This window comes from Flavobacterium sp. I3-2 (genome assembly GCF_013389595.1).
Taxonomy (GTDB): Bacteria; Bacteroidota; Bacteroidia; order Flavobacteriales; family Flavobacteriaceae; genus Flavobacterium.
In genome coordinates this window covers 3,357,143-3,373,972 of sequence record NZ_CP058306.1, presented here as the reverse complement: position 1 = coordinate 3,373,972, position 16,830 = coordinate 3,357,143, and the positions used below count along the sequence as shown (strand labels likewise).

Below are 16,830 nucleotides of genomic sequence, written 5' to 3'. Positions count from 1 at the left end.
AAATCACAGAATTTTCATTATTCATAATAGATAGGTAATTTTTCATTTCGAAAGTCGTGGTTTGGTAGATTTTATTTAGGGAAATGAGAATGGGGAACAGAGAATCAAATTTGAAAGTTTGAAGATTTAAAAATGAAATTAAATATTCCGCAGAATCGTAAAATCCGAACTCAAATAAAACAAAATAATTTATTGAGTAGAATCGCAAAATCGCCCTAAATAAAACAAAACATTCTATTTTGTAGAGTCGTAAAACCGACATCAAATAGAAATGCGTTAAGAAAATGAAACAATTTTCGTTAAGAATCATTTGCTGTTTGAAGCTTTGAAAAAGCGAGTTTCAAATGATTTAGAAAAATGTGCGCATTTTTAGTATTTCTATTTGCAGTCTTGATCTTTTGTAACTTTTGGATCAAGCCAAAAGTTAAAGCAAAATGTAACAATCTAAAACGTACTATTAAAACCAAAACAACTCAAAAAAACAAATGCTGTATCAAGGCAAAATGAACAAAATGAATTAAAAACATAATTATTGTAAACTCTAGAATTTGAAAATAAAAATTAAATAAAATCATATACCTACAAGGTTTTGAAGACCTTGCAGGAAAAAAAAATCCCCCTGAGTAAAGTTGGCGCTCACATCAGGGAGATAAATATTAATCAACTCGAATTATTAATTAACATTACAAAAGTATGAAAAAAATTACTTTTACAGCACTAACCGTACCCCTAACGTACGTGCTAATTATGCTGTTGTGTAGTTTAAAAACCTACGCACAAGAAAAAACACTGACTCTATCTGGAGTAGTGAAAGATGCCAACGGTCCACTAGCTGGAGTAAACGTGTGGCAAACCGATACCGAAAATGGTACCCAAACCAACGAATTGGGATTCTATACCATTCAAATTCCATTAAATACCCAAGTAACTTTTGATTATTTAGGTTACAAACCGCAAACGTTTACTGTAAAAACCAGCACTTTAAATGTTACACTGGTAGCAGATGAAAACACTTTAGATGAACTGGTAATTAATGCGGGCTATTATACCGTAAAAGACAAAGAACGCACCGGTAGTATAAGTAAAATAACCGCAAAAGAAATTGGTCAACAACCAGTTGCCAACCCACTGGCCGCTATGCAAGGACGTATGGCAGGGGTAAACATTACGCAGAATAGTGGTGTCCCTGGCGGTGGCTTCGATATACAAATAAGAGGGCGCAATAGTTTAAGAACCGAGGGAAATGCGCCCTTGTATATCGTTGATGGTGTACCCTATGCTTCGCAGTCTATTTCTGATAATGGGATATCATCATTTGTAATGCCTTTTGGTAATGTGAGTCCACTCAATAGTATCAACCCTAATGATATCGAAAGTATTGAGGTATTAAAAGATGCCGATGCAACGGCTATATATGGTTCTCGTGGTAGTAATGGCGTCGTATTGATCACAACTAAGAGAGGTAATTCTGATAAAACCACATTTTCATTTCAATCGACTACTTCAGTGAGTACTGTAGCCAAATATATGGATTTAATGAATACTGAAGCATATTTAAAGATGCGTAAAGATGCTTATGCGAATGATGGTATTATAGATTTACCTGCAGATGCTTATGATGTAAATGGTACTTGGGATGAGAATAAGTACACCAATTGGCAAAAAAAGTTTTTGGGTGGTAAGGCAGTATCACAGAGTACGCAATTTTCAATTGGTGGAGGCTCTGGTAAAACCAATTACTTGATTAATGCAGGACATCGAAAAGACGAAACAGTTTTTCCGGGTGATTATGGTTATAAACGAACAAATTTTGGATTAAATGTAAACCATCAATCAAAAGACGATCGTTTTTCAATAAGAGTCAGCATATTAAAAAGTTTTCAGAAAAATAATTTGATGGCTACAGATTTTTCAAATAAAATATTTCTATCTCCAAATGCACCAGACTTGTATGATGCAGACGGTAATTTAAATTGGGAAAACAACACCTTTGAGAATCCTTTAGCTAATTTATATGCAGAATATCGTTTTAAATCAAATGATAGTAATGGTCAATTAGGTATGGATTATAAGTTAACAGATCAATTTACATTTCGATTGAATACTGGATTCAATGAAGCTTCTGTTGATGAATGGCGTACAGCACCTTCTAAAATGTATAACCCAGGTTATGGTATTGGCAGTGACTCTTCTATATTGTCTTATAGTACAAGTAAACGATCAAGTTGGATTGTTGAACCACAATTGCATTGGGAGTTAAATTTGCATAAAGCAAAAATTAATTTTTTGATAGGAACAACCTTTGAAGAAAGAAAAGCACAAAGTATGCGTCTTGACGCAGGTGGTTTTACCACAGATGATTTCATTTATAATTTGGCAAATGCAACTATTGTTGATATCATTCGTGATACAGAATCACGATACCGTTATGCCGCAATTTATGGAAGATTTAATTTTATCTATAATGATAAATACATTGTAAATCTAACCGGACGTAGAGATGGTTCCAGCCGTTTTGGGCCAGGTAAAAAATGGGGGAATTTTGGAGCTGTTGGTGCCGCTTGGTTGTTTAGTAGAGAAAATGTATTTGATAAATCGTCTTGGTTAAGTTTTGGAAAACTAAGAGCAAGTTACGGTATTACAGGTAGCGATTTAATAGGAGATTATCAGTATTTAGACAATATGGGAATCAGTAGATATCAATATGATGGAATTATTGGAATAGAGCCCATACGTTTATTTAATCCTGATTTTAGTTGGGAAAGCAATAAAAAACTAGAAACGGCTCTTGAACTTGAATTTTTAAGAGGGAGGTTATCAACCTCAATAGCTTGGTATCGTAACCGTTCTTCGAATCAATTGGTGGGTATTCCGTTACCTGGTACTACAGGTTTTACAAGTGTACAAGCCAATTTGCAAGCAACAGTAGAAAATACGGGATGGGAATTTACACTAAACTCATTGAACGTTTCTCAAACCAATTTTAGATGGACAACAGATATAAATGTATCAATTCCTAAAAACAAACTGATTGCTTTTCCAAATTTAGAAGAATCAACTTATAAAAATCAATATGTTATAGGAGAATCTATTCACATGAGAAAGCTTTTTAATTATGTTGGAATAAATAACGAAACTGGTTTGTATGAGTTTGAAGATGTAAATGATGATGGAATTATTGATGCAAATGATAGAACGGCTATAGGTAATGTTGGCCCAAAGTATATTGCAGGTTTCCAAAATAGTTTTACTTATAAATCGTGGTCAATTAGTTTTTTATGGCAATTTGTAAGCCAAAAGGTAAACTCTCCAGACTATTATTCAGGCTATCTAGGTATGGCAGAAAATAGAACAGATCGTTCAATTGATTATTTTACTCCAGACAACAAAGATGCAAAATACCAAATACCTACAAGTGGTAAGAATACACTTGCAATTCAAGCAAATCAAAATTTCAAAAATAGTACAGGTGTAATTACTGATGGATCTTACATCCGATTAAAAAGTTTGCAATTGCAATATAAAGTTGGAGGTGATTGGTTGAAAAACAAATCGTTAAACGTTTACGCACAAGCAAATAATTTAATAACTATTACCAAATATTGGGGGCTAGACCCTGAAAGTATGGGTGGATATGTACCAAATATGAGAACTATAGCTTTTGGTTTTAATTTCCAATTTTAAAAAAAATTAAAATGAAAAAAAAATATATACAAATAGTACTAAGCATAACTTTGATAGGGTCAGTTTATGCTTGCGAAGATTTTTTAGAAGTAGAAATACCAAAAGATCAATTAGATAACAATAAAGTTTTTCAGAATGAAATGACAGCAACTGCTGCTGTAGTAAATGTTTATTCATTACTACGAAATAACGGTTTTTTAAGCGGAAATAAAGAAGGTATTGGTTATTTGATGGGATGCTACACTGATGAGTTAAAGGCAGTAAATAATCAAGATGTGAATTATCGTCTTTTTTACAACGGTACAGTCTTAAGTACCAATTCGGCTGTTAAAAGCCTATGGAATAATACCTACCAACAAATTTACGCGGTTAATAATATATTAGAAGGCATAGAGAATTCGAATAGTTTGTCCCCTGAGTTTAAAAATCAATTAAATGGCGAGGCATTAGCAATTAGAGGTATGTTACATTTTTATCTTGCAATGACTTTGGGTGATGTGCCTTATGTGAATACCACAAATTATGAACTAAATAAAAAAATTAGTAAACTCAAGTCTGAGGTTGTTTTAGAAAATGCAGTTCAGGATCTTTTAGCTTCAGAAAGTGTAATAAGCGAAAATTACGTTTCAATTGAACGTGTTAGATTAAACAAAAGTGCAGTTCAGGCACTTTTAGCAAGAGTATATCTTTATCAGAAAAAATGGGCGTTAGCCCAAGAATATGCTCAAGAAGTAATTAACAACACAACTTATGGTTTGGAGAGTTTAGATAAAACCTTTTTAAAAGAAAGTAAAAGTGCCATTTGGCAATTATTACCAGATAACCAAGGTAAAAATACTTTAGAAGGTTCTAGTTATATTTTTACCGCAATGCCTGCCAAAGATGTGGTGATTACGCAAGAATTGTATGATAGCTTTGAGAGTAATGATTTACGAAAAATACATTGGTTTAAAAGTGTAGGAGATTCAAATGTAGATAATATACATGCATTTAAGTATAAAGAAAGAGGTGCTACAGGTACCACATCAAAAGAGTATTCAATAGTTCTACGAATTGAAGAAATGTATTTAATACATGCAGAAGCTGCTGCAATGTTGAATGATTGGACAAGCTGTAACCAAATGTTAAATGCAATTAGAAATCGCGCAGGTTTGACAAATTCAGAACTTTCAGATATAAACACAGCACAAACATTGATAATAACTGAGAGACGCAAAGAGCTCTTTTGCGAATTTGGACATCGATTTTATGACCTTAAACGTTTACAAAGATGGAACGAATTAATTATTTCAAAACCTTTTTGGAGCAGCCATTTTGAAAAATTGCCGCTTCCAGAAACGGAGTTGCAGCTTAACCCGAATCTGCTACCGCAAAATAATGGATACTAATAGTGGTAATATGATGAATAGAGTCTTTTGTTTTTTTTGTATGGTGATTTGTTTGGTGTGTCATTTTAAAGTTTTTGCTCAAACCAGTCAGCACGAAATTCTGGTTAACGGGAAGGTGACAGAATCGGGAAGGTATGTTTCCTACTTTACGATTGTTAATAAGGTAAAGACAGGCTACGTAAAAGATATTTATAAGGACAGCCTTTACAGCTACGGTGATATAACGGATAAAACGGTATTAACAGACCGCTGGTTCATCGGATGGAATTACCGGAATAAATCTCTTTTTATAACAGACTTTAAAACGAGCAGTACGGAAACCCTGCACGATGTAAGCTATTATGAATTCGATGAAGCTGCTCAAATGCTGGTCTGCTACGACGATAATCATAGAACATTGAAGATCCGCTTTTTGAATGCAAAAACGAAAAGGTTCTTTACAGATGTCGTCTACTACAATTATTCTTTTGTCTCAAGAAAACTTCTCGTAGCAGACGACTCAGGTAAAGTTACGGTTCTTAATGTGGAGAAATCTGAATATAAAGAGTATGTTTTTAAAGATATTAAACAGCAGCATATAAAAAATACGCTATGGGATAAGCAAACAGTTCTTCTGTTAACGACTAAAAAAGATGACTTTAAAATTTTAAAGCTTGAAAAGAAAGGTGTAGCTGAGGTTTTTAGTGAAAAGATCGTTAATGAAAACCATCGTTATGCTGTAGATACTACTTTTTTGAATGTGAGGTTGTTGGCGAAGTATAGAGTTGCGCTTGGTGTGAAGAGCTACGATGGTCCGCAAGGGAAGGATGAAGCTGCGGAAATTTGGATGGGGAAAACAGACGGTATTCCGGGAGCTATGACGGGTAATGCGGAAGATCAGCTGAATCTGGCCGTGATTGATCTTAAGACAAAAAGAATTAAGCCTTTTATGGATACCGGTAAAAAGCTGCGGCATAAGATCAGTTTTAATGATGATACCATTTATGAAATGGAAGCTGTTGATGATATCACACAACAGTACCTGGGGTTGGTAGCGTATTATTATGATGAGGATCTGACTCGTAAAATCAGGTTGGCGCAGTTTGAAAATAGTAAGAATCCAATATTCAGTTCAAGACACTTTGCATCGGTATTTTATAAAGAGGGAGATAGGTGGATCGCATTCAATCCCAAAACAAAGAGAAAAATTTTAAGTACTGAAGTTAGCTCAGGTGATTTGCGCCCATCTCAAAACTTTTCGGTGTTTAGGCGCAGATGGCTGCTCTTTAATGACGGAAAGGACGTTTGGTTTTATGATGTGCTTAAAAATATTTTTACTAAAAAGACCGAAGGAGGGAGATTTGAGAAAGAATTTTATGTCTTGTCCTGCAATTATGAATTAACGAGTAAACCTTGGGGTTTCTCAACAGAAAGAGATATACAGCATTATAACGATATAGTCGTTAAATGGAATACTGAAGACTTTAAAAGTGAAGGGCTTGTATTAATAAATGAATTTTCACAAATGGTTTCTCTGGTAGAAGACAAAGCTCATATAGATCAGGTTAAAAGATCGCAGAATATTTTTACGTATGTGAAAGAAAACGTTAATAATCCGCCAGCTTTATTTCATCTTGATAAAAACACGGGGAAAGAGATATTGGTTTATCAGAGTAATAAGGATGATGATTCTGCTAAAAAAATTGTTTCGGAATATATAAGCTGGACAAATAAAGAGGGAGAGCACAGGGGAGCCATTGTGAGGTATCCGCTTTTTTACGATAAAGAGCAGAAATATCCTACTGTAGTAAGTATCTACGAAAAAAAAATTCAAACCCGCAACCACTATACTAATGATCTTGAAATCTTTGGAAATGTAATTAATTATAGAAATTATATTGCTGATGGATACTTTGTCATAGAACCTGATATTTATTATAAAGAAGGTGATCCTGGTGTGTCTGCTGTTGAGTGTGTTGATCAAGCTATGGATGTAGTGGGATCCAGATATGGTATAGATTTGGAAAACGTAGGTATCATAGGTCATTCGTTCGGTGGATATGAAACTAATTTTATAATAACCCAAAGCAAACGGTTTAAAGTGGCAGTATCAAGCGCAGGGGTGGCTGATCTGATAAGTATGTATCATACCGTTAATTGGAAAACCATGAAACCGGATATGTGGCGTCTAGAAACGCAACAGTGGAGGATGGGAAAAGGATTTTATCAGGGAACAGAAGCTTATCATAGGAATTCACCACTTACATACCTGCAAAATGTAGAGACTCCTCTATTGCTGATTGCCGGTAAGGAGGATTTTCAGGTCAACTATAATCAGTCTGTTGCAATGTTTTTAGGATTGAAGAGGTTGGATAAGGAAGTCAACTTTATTCTTTACAAAGATGAAGGACATACGCTTCAAAAAGATACAAATAAGAAAGATGCGCATGATAAAATTAAGTCGTGGTTTGACTACCACTTAAAAAATAACGAGCGGCCTGAATGGTTAAAGAAAGGCTGTCTTTAAGACAGCCTTTCCGTTAATTAATACTACGGGTTCATATAAAGTTCTCCTGAACAACTTAATAAGCCATTAAATTCCCAAGCAACATTCAATGAAGCGTCGGTACAGATTGGACCACTAATATTATTACAATCTACTTCAACTTGAACACATCTTTTACCTGCTGGTTCAGAAGCTTTGTAATAATACCCATGAGTAACATCTGTATTAAGTTTGTTATTCTCATTCTTTACATTTGATGCAAAAGCACCTACTACGCCAAGTACAATTACACCGAATGGTATCAAGGCTTTTTTAAAATTTGTTTTCATAATATTAATTATTTAGTTGGTTTACTCTTTTATACAGGTTTTCAACCGTTAATCCCTGCTATTGGCCAATAGATTTTTTTTGGGAATAGAGAGTAGGGAATTGGGAGTAGGGAATTCCCTTTTTTCCCTCTTTCCCCATTTCCCTCTTTTCTCATTTCCCTAATTCCCCCTTTCCCTAATTCCCCCTTTCCCTAATTCCCTAAATTATTTCCTCATTTTCAACGAAGCAATAAGCTTTATCAGCATCTTTTTTATAAGGGTTAAATCTTGAGTCAAAATAGAAGTAGAGGTACAATAGGTTAATCGATTCGAAATTTCTAACAGGCATTCTATTTCAGAAGTTGAGCCTAGCGAAATGTATAGAAATCGGATATATTCTTTAGTTGAGTTTTTAGAAACACCCTCAGATATATTGGTAGGAATAGAAACAGCTGCTCTTCGTAATTGGCTGGTAAGTCCGTATTTCTCTTCACTAGGAAAATCAGCCGTTATTTGATAAATGGATATAACAAAATCTAACGACTTTTGATAAACTTGTAAATCTGTATGCATCATAATAATATTATTTTAAATTTATTCTCTCATTCCCATTTCCCCATTTCCCTCTTTCCCCATTTCCCCATTTCCCCATTCCCAATTCATATTTAACCAACTCATTCCCAACCAACCCAAAGAAATACAAATCATTCAACGCAAATTCTTTGATTTTATCTTTTTGGTGGTCGTAAGCATAAAAGCTGTACAAGTATTCGTTTTTGTTATAATCGTATACATCAATAATACTGGCTTGATTCCACATACTTTTGGGTTCATTTTTACCTAATAATTCCGATTTTATATACAATTTACCCTTATAAGCGTAGGTTTTTGCATTCACTTTTTGTGGTGGAGCTCCCATTTTCTTTGTTCCATCAGCTAATTGGGAAACTTTAATTTTGGCTAGGGTAGTGGTGTCAATGGTTTTACCTTGAGTGAATGTGTTAGATTGTGAATGATATACTAAATATTGATTTCGATACGTGTAGGTATAAATGCCTTGTTGTGTTTTTTGGTCTGTAACCAATTGTCCATCGGTATCAAACACACCGTCAATTTGTTTTTGTAAAGCATCTTCATAAAGTTCAAAGCTTACTGTATCAGTCACTAATAGCTTACCTAAAACATGTTCACCGTTACTAGCCCGCTGACTCCTAAATAAAAAGGTATTTTCTGTTAAAGGTTGTAATAGTGAAAAGTAGATGGTTTCGGTCATAAATTTATGAGCATACCAGTTGCTTGTATCTCCTCTGTAGATGATAGGGATGCTTCCGTCGCTTACAAAAAAAGTATCATTTTGTATACGAACCAATAAACTACGAAACGAACGTTCGGTTTCATCGAGCTTTATTTGATGTTCTACTTTTGTTTTTAAGTCCCTAGAAATGGCAGTGATTAATAAGGGAGCTGTATAATTTCCTAAATAAATGGTATCTTGGGTTAATCCAGCTATATAATACGAATTAACTCCCAAATCTAAATACTCTGCTTTATCAATGTGATGCGGTATGAACCTACGAACAAACGGATTTTCTTTTTTCATCAAATGTTCTGATGTAAAAAATAAACTTATTACAACTAAACAGCTAATAAATAATGTAACAATAACAAGTAAGCCGGTACGTTTAATCTCGTAGCGATACAATAGAATCCATATAGCGAGTATACAAATAATACTATTAAACCAAAGATGCGCTGTCCAACCCATTTTTTCAAGTACTCCACCACAAGAACAAGGTACAAACGGACTGAAATTAAGAATAAGGTAAATGTAAACGCTGAAAGCAACCATAAAACCTAAAAAAAGATAAAGTCCCAATTTTTGAGTTTCACGAAAACATAGTAATAATGCAATGATAAGTTCGCCAATTACAACGCCATAGGCTATGGTAGTTGCAAAAGCACTTAATAACGGAGATTGTGCGATCTGTACTTGAAAGTTTTCAAAGTCGATAAGCTTACTTACAGCAGTATACACAAAAAGTACAATAAAGAAGTAAATGCTTAAAAAAGTTACATTTTTAATACTATTTTGCATGATATTATTGATTTTTATTTTAGTAAAGTTCAATAATGTAATTATATTTTAAATGCAGAATAAGAATTAAAAAATATAAAATAAGAATTATTTACTGCTGCTTTTTAAGCGAATTCCGTTTTTTTGTATTTTATTTGGTTCTATTTTTGATGCGAATTTTTTAAATTAAACCGAACTTCTTTTGGAAGTGTATTAAAATACGATTTAAAATAATTCACAAAAGGAGAATATTGTGGGTAACCAACCATCACAGCAATTTCTTTAAAAGCTAAAGTACTTGTTTCAATAAGTATATAAGCATGTTTCATTCTAAGTGAAATGAAATATTCGTACACAGAGGTTTGATATTGTTCCTTAAAAAGTTTTTTTAGTTGATTGGAATTGACTCCAAACTTTTTGCATATTTGATTTAAAGTTAGTTTTTTATTTAATGGGTAATGATCTATATAAACCTTGATATCTTCAATGATGAACTCATTTCTTCTGCGCTCTTTCAAACGATTGATATCAAAATTTTCTGTAATTAAAGATTTAAAATGTTTTGTATCCAAATACATTTGATACAAATTGATAACTAAGGTTTTATCATCATTTAATCCCCTGATATTAAACATATAATTTTGATCAAATAAAATAAGTGTTTGTTTAGAAAGTTTTGTAAAGTCTATGTTTTTTTGAATGCAGTCTTTTAAATATTCTGCTGTTTCTTGGTCTATTAAGTCTAAGAAGTTGAGATTTTTAATATCTTTAAAACACAAGGATTGGCTCGTAATAAAATCTTCACTAACATTATTGATTTTGAAATCTTTATTTACTATAATAGCATATTGATTTATATATTTTTGAAATTCATTTGGTTTTATAAACGATAAATGAAGTAAGCGTTCACGCCATTCTTCATTAACCAGATTGAATAAAACTTCCAAACATTCAAATTCGTCACCAGTATTTTGAATAAACACTTGTTGATCTAGTTTGCCGTTACCAAGATCAATAAGCGCATCAATTAAATAGTTCCATCTTTTTTTACTAACAGTGAATTCTTTCATAATTAATTTTTTATAGTTTCTTTAGTGATTTAATGTAAAGTACCGCTTCATCAATCGAATTAAAAAGCTTAGTTGTGGCTTTTGGAGTGTTAATTTTTATATAGAAGCGTGCCATGGTATAAACCCTTGCATTAGCAGCCACAAGTGCTACATTGGTCAATAAATTAGAACCATAGGTAGATAAATAAGTTCGTGCCTCACTGTTGATCGATCTAACTTCAGAGACATCGCAGATAACATCAAAATTAGAATAAGACTGAAAACGCAATCTATCTTGTACCAATTCTCTTGCTACATCATAAGTGATGTCCAAAGATTCTTTAAAAGTGACGTATAGAATTCGATCTTTTAATTTATATCCTGCATTGATATTTTCGTAATCATAATCCATAGTTTATTTTTAAATGTTATTAGATTATTTTATAAAAATATTAATATTTCGGGTAGCATTTTAGTTTTTTAATCTATAAAAAGTGATATAAAGGGATTAATACATGTAAAAAAAGAATTATTTTATAACAATGTAGCGTGATTTATGTGATTTATTTTCAATTTTAAAATTCTAAAAATGAATAGTATGGCTAAAATTAATTACAACAATACCTATGATACGATAGATCGAGTTATTGAAAATGCGAAAAATAAACAAACGATACATTTATATGCAGAAGACGAAGTCCTTAATGGAGATTCACTTTGTATCAACGGAAAGAAATTATGGCATTTTGCTACAACAGGTTACTTAGGTTTAGAGCAGGATGCGCGAATAAAACAAGCTGCAGCAGAAGCTATATTTAAATATGGTACGCAATTTCCTTTGTCAAAAACCTATATTTCTCATCCTTTGTATCGCACCTTAGAGCAAAAAATGGAGTTGATTTTTGAAGAATCAGTTCTTATAGCTAAAAATAGTACTTTGGCTCACCTAGCGGTTATACCACAAGCTGTAAACGATAATGATGTGGTTATTTTAGATCATCAGGTACATTGGAGCGTTCAAACGGCCTGTCAAATTCTTGAAACTAGAGGTATTTCTGTATTGTTAATTAGACATAATAATATGAACCAGTTAGAAGATTATCTGATTAAATACAATGGAAAACATCAGAAAATTTGGTACATGGCAGATGGTATATATTCTATGTATGGAGATCATGCACCTATCGATATTTTAAAAAAGTTAGTAAAAAAATATCCAGCCTTGCATTTGTATTTTGACGATGTTCATGGAATGAGTTGGATTGGAGATAGAGGGGTAGAGGAATACTTAATCGTTTTTATTTTTGAGACTCTGACCCGAGCTTGCGAACTGTACGGAGTAAATCAAGTTCAGAGTGACAAACATTTCCAAATTTTCAAATTACCTAATTCTAAAATCTCAATACTCAGTTCTCAATACTAAAAACTAAAAACTACTTCTTAATCACTTTAACAGTTGCTTGGGTATTTTGGCCGGTAGTTACTTTGATGAAGTACGTACCTGGTGCAAAGGTTTCTAAAGAAATGGAGTTGTCTCCATTAAACGAGTTGCTAACCAAACGTTGCCCTAAAATGTTATAAACCTCATAAGTTGTTAAGTTTTCTGGGGTATCTATAAATACGTTATTTGTTGTTGGGTTAGGATACACCTTTAAATTTAACTTTGTAAACGTATCGGTATCGAGATAATTACATGTGTTTTTAGCTAGTTTGGCAATAAAGAAATCGGTATTACTACCTGGGTTAGCTTTATTTAATTGACCAATAATCGGATGATTATTACCCATTCCATCACCAAATATCAGCGTACGCATATAACCACCAACGATATAATTCCCGTCTTTATCAGTTTCAACGGCAGTTAAACCTTCACGGTAGCCATTAGGGCCTTGTATGCGATGCCCACCAACAGGAACCCCTGTGTTTTTATTTAAACGTATTAATATAGGATCACTAAATGCACCTACTGTTTGACCTGTGATACCAAAAGCACCCCAAGTATTGTTATAAAAACCGGTACCAACCCCCAGTTCATCTCCATTAATAGTCATACTTCGGGTACTTTCAGAACTAGAGCCACCTGAACCTGGAATAAATATTCCGTCTGCGTTAGAGCCCCATAGTAGATTCCCTTGTGCATTAAATTTGATTACAAAGGACTGACGTCCTGATTGATTATTAAATTGATAACCACCAAAGTTTCCGTCTTCTGGACCATTAGACCCATTTGGTAAAATAGTTTTTTTTGTGCCAATTCCTGAAACATAGACATTGGATTGCTCATCAATTAGCAAACCTTGGACTAGAGCCGACCATGTATTATTTGCTGTTTTGGTCCACAGCACTTGCCCAGTGGCATTGAAACAAATGAGTATAGAAGTTCTATATTCTTGGTTGTTAATGATGGTGACAAATTCATCACTATCATTTGTATCGCGCCAAGACGTAAAATAATACTGTTGGGTTAAAGGATCGTAAGTGAAGTTTATTTTTTTAGGGAGATACCCTTCAGAATTTGAGTTAAAAGGAGCAGGGAGATACCCTAGTGAATTACCATTACTATCATATTTTAAAATATACAATTGCTGTTCGTATTGAGCTAAGCCTGAAATGTTTATCGTTCCATCTAAATGGCTACCATTACCCATACCAACCAACCAATGGGTAGTACCGTTAGGTTCTATAGTTACGCCATAATCGGTAGCTCTACTTGTTAGATATTGTAGCGAATCACTTTGTGGCATGCGCAACCATTGAAATTGTCCTTGACTGTTGTATTTGATTAAAGCTAATTTTTTATGTGTAGGGGAATTAACATTTTGGAGAGCTAATCCGTTCCAAGCTCTTGGTATTGGATCCATGATGCTGTCGGTATCGAAATGAACAGGTAAAGCAAAAGCGGATCCAACTATATTGGCAAGGCTGTCGTGAAAGCCTAGATTCGATACACGCATTGCCACATACACATTGTCTGAAGTATCGATACCCATAGAGCGGGTTCGGTTTTCGTTTCCGCCTCCACCAAAAACCTTATGCCAAAGATAATTTCCTTCACAATCGACCTTACTTAAAAGAATATTACTCCAAGGATCGATTGATGTAGGTTGGTGATAAGTGGTAATAGAATTTCCTGAAAAATTAGTATTGCCATAAGCAATATGACTTAAAAGATAAGTATGGTTATCTGAAGTGTTTTTTAAAGCAACGACTTCTTCATGATAATTTATATCATCATAAATACCTCCAAAAATATTATCTGCAAAGAGTTTATTTTCACCACCACCGGCTTTTGCCCATTGCCATTGGTAGTTTTGGGCGAAGCCCCCTAGCCCCCAAAGGGAAAAAATGATATATATAAATAATTTTTTTGTTGTCATGATGTATGTTTTTTAGTTTAGTGCTTAGGTATTATATCTTTTCTTTTTGAAGCACCAAAAAGAAAGAAAAAGTGCTCCGAAGCAGTCTAAATACGGTCTAAATGGTTTCGAACGCTAAATCAAAAAGGTCTTGCTTTTTCAAAGCTTCAAATACAAGCCTTAATGACTTAGCTATTCACACTGAAAGTGTAAGGCGCTGTATTCATGAGAACCAAAACAAATATAAACGCTCGAATAATCAGCCAAATGATTCTTAACGAAAAATGCTTCATTTTCTTAACGTGTTTCTATTTGAGGTCGCTTTACGAGTCTGCTTTATATTCCATTTTATTTTCAATGAACATTTCCAAATTTCCAAATTACCTAATTCTTAATACTCAGTTCTTAATACTAAAATCTCAATACTCAGTTCTCAATACTAAAAACTAAAAACTACTTCTTAATCACTTTAACAGTTGCTTGGGTATTTTGGTCGGTAGTTATTTTGATGAAGTACGTACCTGGTGCAAAGGTTTCTAACGAAATGGTGTTGTCTCCATTAAACGTATTGCTAACCAAACGTTGCCCTAAAATGTTATAAACCTCGTAAGTTGTTAAGTTTTCTGGAGTATCTATAAATACGTTGTTTGTTGTTGGGTTAGGATAAACCTTTAAATTTAACTTTGTAAACGTATCGGTATCGAGATAATTACATGTGTTTTTAGCTAGTTTGGCAATAAAGAAATCGGTACCACTTCCTTGAGTAGCTTTCATTAACTGTCCCACGATAGGATCAACATAGTCATCTCCATTTGTAAATAAATAGGTTCGCATATAACCACCAACGATATAATTTCCGTCTTTGTCGGTTTCAACGGCAGTTAAACCTTCACGGAAGCCATTAGGGCCTTGTATGCGATGCCCACCAACAGGAACCCCTGTGTTTTTATTTAAACGTATCAGTATCGGATCTGTAAAAGCTCCCATGGGTTGACCTGTGATACCAAAGGCTCCCCAAGTATTGTTATAAAAAGTTGTACCAACTGCTAGTTCATCTCCATTAATAGTCATACTTCTAGTACTTTCAGATCCTGAACCGCCTAGACCATCTCCTGCAGTACCATCTGCATTAGAGCCCCATAGTAGATTGCCTTGTGCATTAAATTTGATCACAAACGACTGACGGTTTAATGTATTTGTAAACTGATAGCCTCCGAAGTTACCATTTGAGCCATTGGGAAGGACTGTGCTACTGGTTCCTCTTCCTGAAACATAGACATTGGATTGGTCGTCAACCAACAAGCCTTCAACCAAGGCGGAGAAGGTATTATTTGCAGTTTTGGTCCACAACACTTGCCCAGTGACATTGAAGCATATCAGAATAGAGGTTTGATATTCTTGATTATTAATGATGGTGACAAATTCATCACTATCATTTATATCGCGCCAAGACGTAAAATAATACTGTTGGGTTAAAGGATCGTAAGTGAAATTTATTCTTTTTGAGTGGTACCTCTCTGTATTAGGGCGAAAAGGAACGGGTAGGTATCCTAACGAATTACCGTTACTGTCGTATTTTAAAATATAAAATTGCTGTTCGTTTTGAGCTAAGCCTGAAATGTTAATCGTTCCATCTAAATGGCTACCGTTTCCCATACTTACTAGCCAATGGGTAGTACCGTTAGGTTCAACAGTTACGCCATAATCAAAAGCATTACTTGTATTAATAGTTAACGAATCGCTCTGAGGCATCCGCAACCATTGAAATTGTCCTTGACTGTTGTATTTGATTAAAGCCAATTTTTTATGTGCCGGTGATTTTACATTTGGTAATGTTACACCGCCCCAATTACGTGGAATGGGATCCATGATGCTGTCGGTATCGAAATGAACAGGTAGTGCAAAAGCGGTTCCTGCTATATTAGCTAAACTGTCGTGATAACCATTGTTCCATACACGCATTGCTACATATACATTATCTGAGGTGTCGATACCCATAGAACGTGTTATATTTTCACCATCACCCCCCCCAAAAACCTTATGCCAAAGATAATTCCCTTCGCAATCGACTTTGCTTAAAAAAATGTTACTTCTGTGACCAATAGTCGATACTTGGTGATAAGTAGTAAAGGAAGTACCTGCATAATTGGTATTTCCATAACCCACATGGCTTAATAGATAGGTATTATTGTTTGAAGTGTTTTTTAAAGCAACTACTTCTTCATGATAATGCACATCACCATAAATACCTCCAGAAGTATAATCTGCAAAAAGTTTATTTTCACCTCCACCGGCTTTTGCCCATTGCCATTGGTAGGGTTGGGCGAAGCCCCCTAGCCCCCAAAGGGAAAAAATGATATATATAAATAGTTTTTTTGTTGTCATGATGTATAGTTATTAGTTTTTAGTTTTTGTTTATGCAGAATAGGCAATTTGTTTTTTTTTTACTTTTGAAATATTTAAGTAAGTTTTGACTAAATAAGCAA

The 16,830-nt window shown here is 34.0% G+C and carries 11 protein-coding genes; 4 read left to right on the top strand and 7 right to left on the bottom strand.

Annotated elements, in window-relative coordinates:
• Positions 1-693 precede the first annotated feature (693 nt).
• From HW119_RS15875 to HW119_RS15865, 3 genes are read left to right on the top strand one after another with little or no spacing between them, the layout of a single operon-like run.
• Positions 694-3,684, top strand: coding sequence for a SusC/RagA family TonB-linked outer membrane protein (locus HW119_RS15875; protein WP_255497936.1), 2,991 nt, complete (start codon positions 694-696; stop codon positions 3,682-3,684).
• Between the two features lie 11 nt (positions 3,685-3,695).
• Positions 3,696-5,072: a RagB/SusD family nutrient uptake outer membrane protein gene (locus HW119_RS15870; RefSeq protein WP_177766225.1), complete on the top strand. Its 1,377-nt coding sequence runs from the start codon at positions 3,696-3,698 to the stop codon at positions 5,070-5,072.
• Entirely contained in the window at positions 5,062-7,578 is a 2,517-nt protein-coding gene (locus HW119_RS15865) for a prolyl oligopeptidase family serine peptidase (protein WP_177766222.1), read from the top strand. Before HW119_RS15870 ends, HW119_RS15865 begins: the two co-directional genes overlap by 11 nt.
• Positions 7,579-7,601: 23 nt before the next feature.
• Here the strand turns inward: HW119_RS15865 and HW119_RS15860 are convergent, their stop codons facing one another.
• From HW119_RS15860 to HW119_RS15840, 5 genes are all read right to left on the bottom strand, one after another.
• A complete protein-coding gene (locus HW119_RS15860; RefSeq protein WP_177766218.1) occupies positions 7,602-7,886 on the bottom strand; it encodes a DUF6520 family protein in 285 nt (94 codons plus the stop codon).
• Between the two features lie 204 nt (positions 7,887-8,090).
• On the bottom strand, positions 8,091-8,441 hold the full coding sequence (locus tag HW119_RS15855; protein WP_255497935.1) for a four helix bundle protein: 351 nt from the start codon (positions 8,439-8,441) through the stop codon (positions 8,091-8,093).
• 7 nt (positions 8,442-8,448) lie between these two features.
• Positions 8,449-9,960: a MauE/DoxX family redox-associated membrane protein gene (locus HW119_RS15850; RefSeq protein WP_177760575.1), complete on the bottom strand. Its 1,512-nt coding sequence runs from the start codon at positions 9,958-9,960 to the stop codon at positions 8,449-8,451.
• Between the two features lie 140 nt (positions 9,961-10,100).
• Positions 10,101-11,009 carry a helix-turn-helix transcriptional regulator gene (locus HW119_RS15845; protein ID WP_177766215.1) on the bottom strand — a complete coding sequence of 303 codons (909 nt, stop codon included), beginning with the start codon at positions 11,007-11,009 and terminating at the stop codon, positions 10,101-10,103.
• A gap of 10 nt (positions 11,010-11,019) precedes the next feature.
• Complete coding sequence (locus HW119_RS15840) at positions 11,020-11,400, bottom strand: hypothetical protein (RefSeq protein WP_177766212.1); 381 nt, start codon at positions 11,398-11,400, stop codon at positions 11,020-11,022.
• Between the two features lie 177 nt (positions 11,401-11,577).
• Between HW119_RS15840 and HW119_RS15835 the strand changes: the two genes are divergently transcribed.
• Positions 11,578-12,411, top strand: a complete 834-nt coding sequence (locus HW119_RS15835; RefSeq protein WP_177766209.1) for a pyridoxal phosphate-dependent aminotransferase family protein — start codon at positions 11,578-11,580, stop codon at positions 12,409-12,411.
• A 10-nt stretch (positions 12,412-12,421) separates the two neighbouring features.
• Here HW119_RS15835 and HW119_RS15830 read toward each other — a convergent pair whose 3' ends face one another.
• Both HW119_RS15830 and HW119_RS15825 read right to left on the bottom strand, forming a co-directional pair.
• Positions 12,422-14,365 carry a T9SS type A sorting domain-containing protein gene (locus tag HW119_RS15830; protein WP_177766206.1) on the bottom strand — a complete coding sequence of 648 codons (1,944 nt, stop codon included), beginning with the start codon at positions 14,363-14,365 and terminating at the stop codon, positions 12,422-12,424.
• Positions 14,366-14,797: 432 nt separating this feature from the next.
• Positions 14,798-16,729: a T9SS type A sorting domain-containing protein gene (locus tag HW119_RS15825; protein ID WP_177766203.1), complete on the bottom strand. Its 1,932-nt coding sequence runs from the start codon at positions 16,727-16,729 to the stop codon at positions 14,798-14,800.
• Between the last annotated feature and the right edge of the window lie 101 nt (positions 16,730-16,830).

Bases quoted from the DNA above. Each gene is read 5' to 3' on its own strand.
- HW119_RS15875 (WP_255497936.1), top strand. From the start codon at position 694: ATGAAAAAAATTACTTTTACAGCACTAACCGTACCCCTAACGTACGTG.
- HW119_RS15845 (WP_177766215.1), bottom strand. From the start codon at position 11,009: ATGAAAGAATTCACTGTTAGTAAAAAAAGATGGAACTATTTAATTGAT.
- HW119_RS15835 (WP_177766209.1), top strand. From the start codon at position 11,578: ATGAATAGTATGGCTAAAATTAATTACAACAATACCTATGATACGATA.
- HW119_RS15855 (WP_255497935.1), bottom strand. From the start codon at position 8,441: ATGATGCATACAGATTTACAAGTTTATCAAAAGTCGTTAGATTTTGTT.
- HW119_RS15870 (WP_177766225.1), top strand. From the start codon at position 3,696: ATGAAAAAAAAATATATACAAATAGTACTAAGCATAACTTTGATAGGG.
- HW119_RS15840 (WP_177766212.1), bottom strand. From the start codon at position 11,400: ATGGATTATGATTACGAAAATATCAATGCAGGATATAAATTAAAAGAT.
- HW119_RS15860 (WP_177766218.1), bottom strand. From the start codon at position 7,886: ATGAAAACAAATTTTAAAAAAGCCTTGATACCATTCGGTGTAATTGTA.
- HW119_RS15865 (WP_177766222.1), top strand. From the start codon at position 5,062: ATGGATACTAATAGTGGTAATATGATGAATAGAGTCTTTTGTTTTTTT.
- HW119_RS15830 (WP_177766206.1), bottom strand. From the start codon at position 14,365: ATGACAACAAAAAAATTATTTATATATATCATTTTTTCCCTTTGGGGG.
- HW119_RS15850 (WP_177760575.1), bottom strand. From the start codon at position 9,960: ATGCAAAATAGTATTAAAAATGTAACTTTTTTAAGCATTTACTTCTTT.
- HW119_RS15825 (WP_177766203.1), bottom strand. From the start codon at position 16,729: ATGACAACAAAAAAACTATTTATATATATCATTTTTTCCCTTTGGGGG.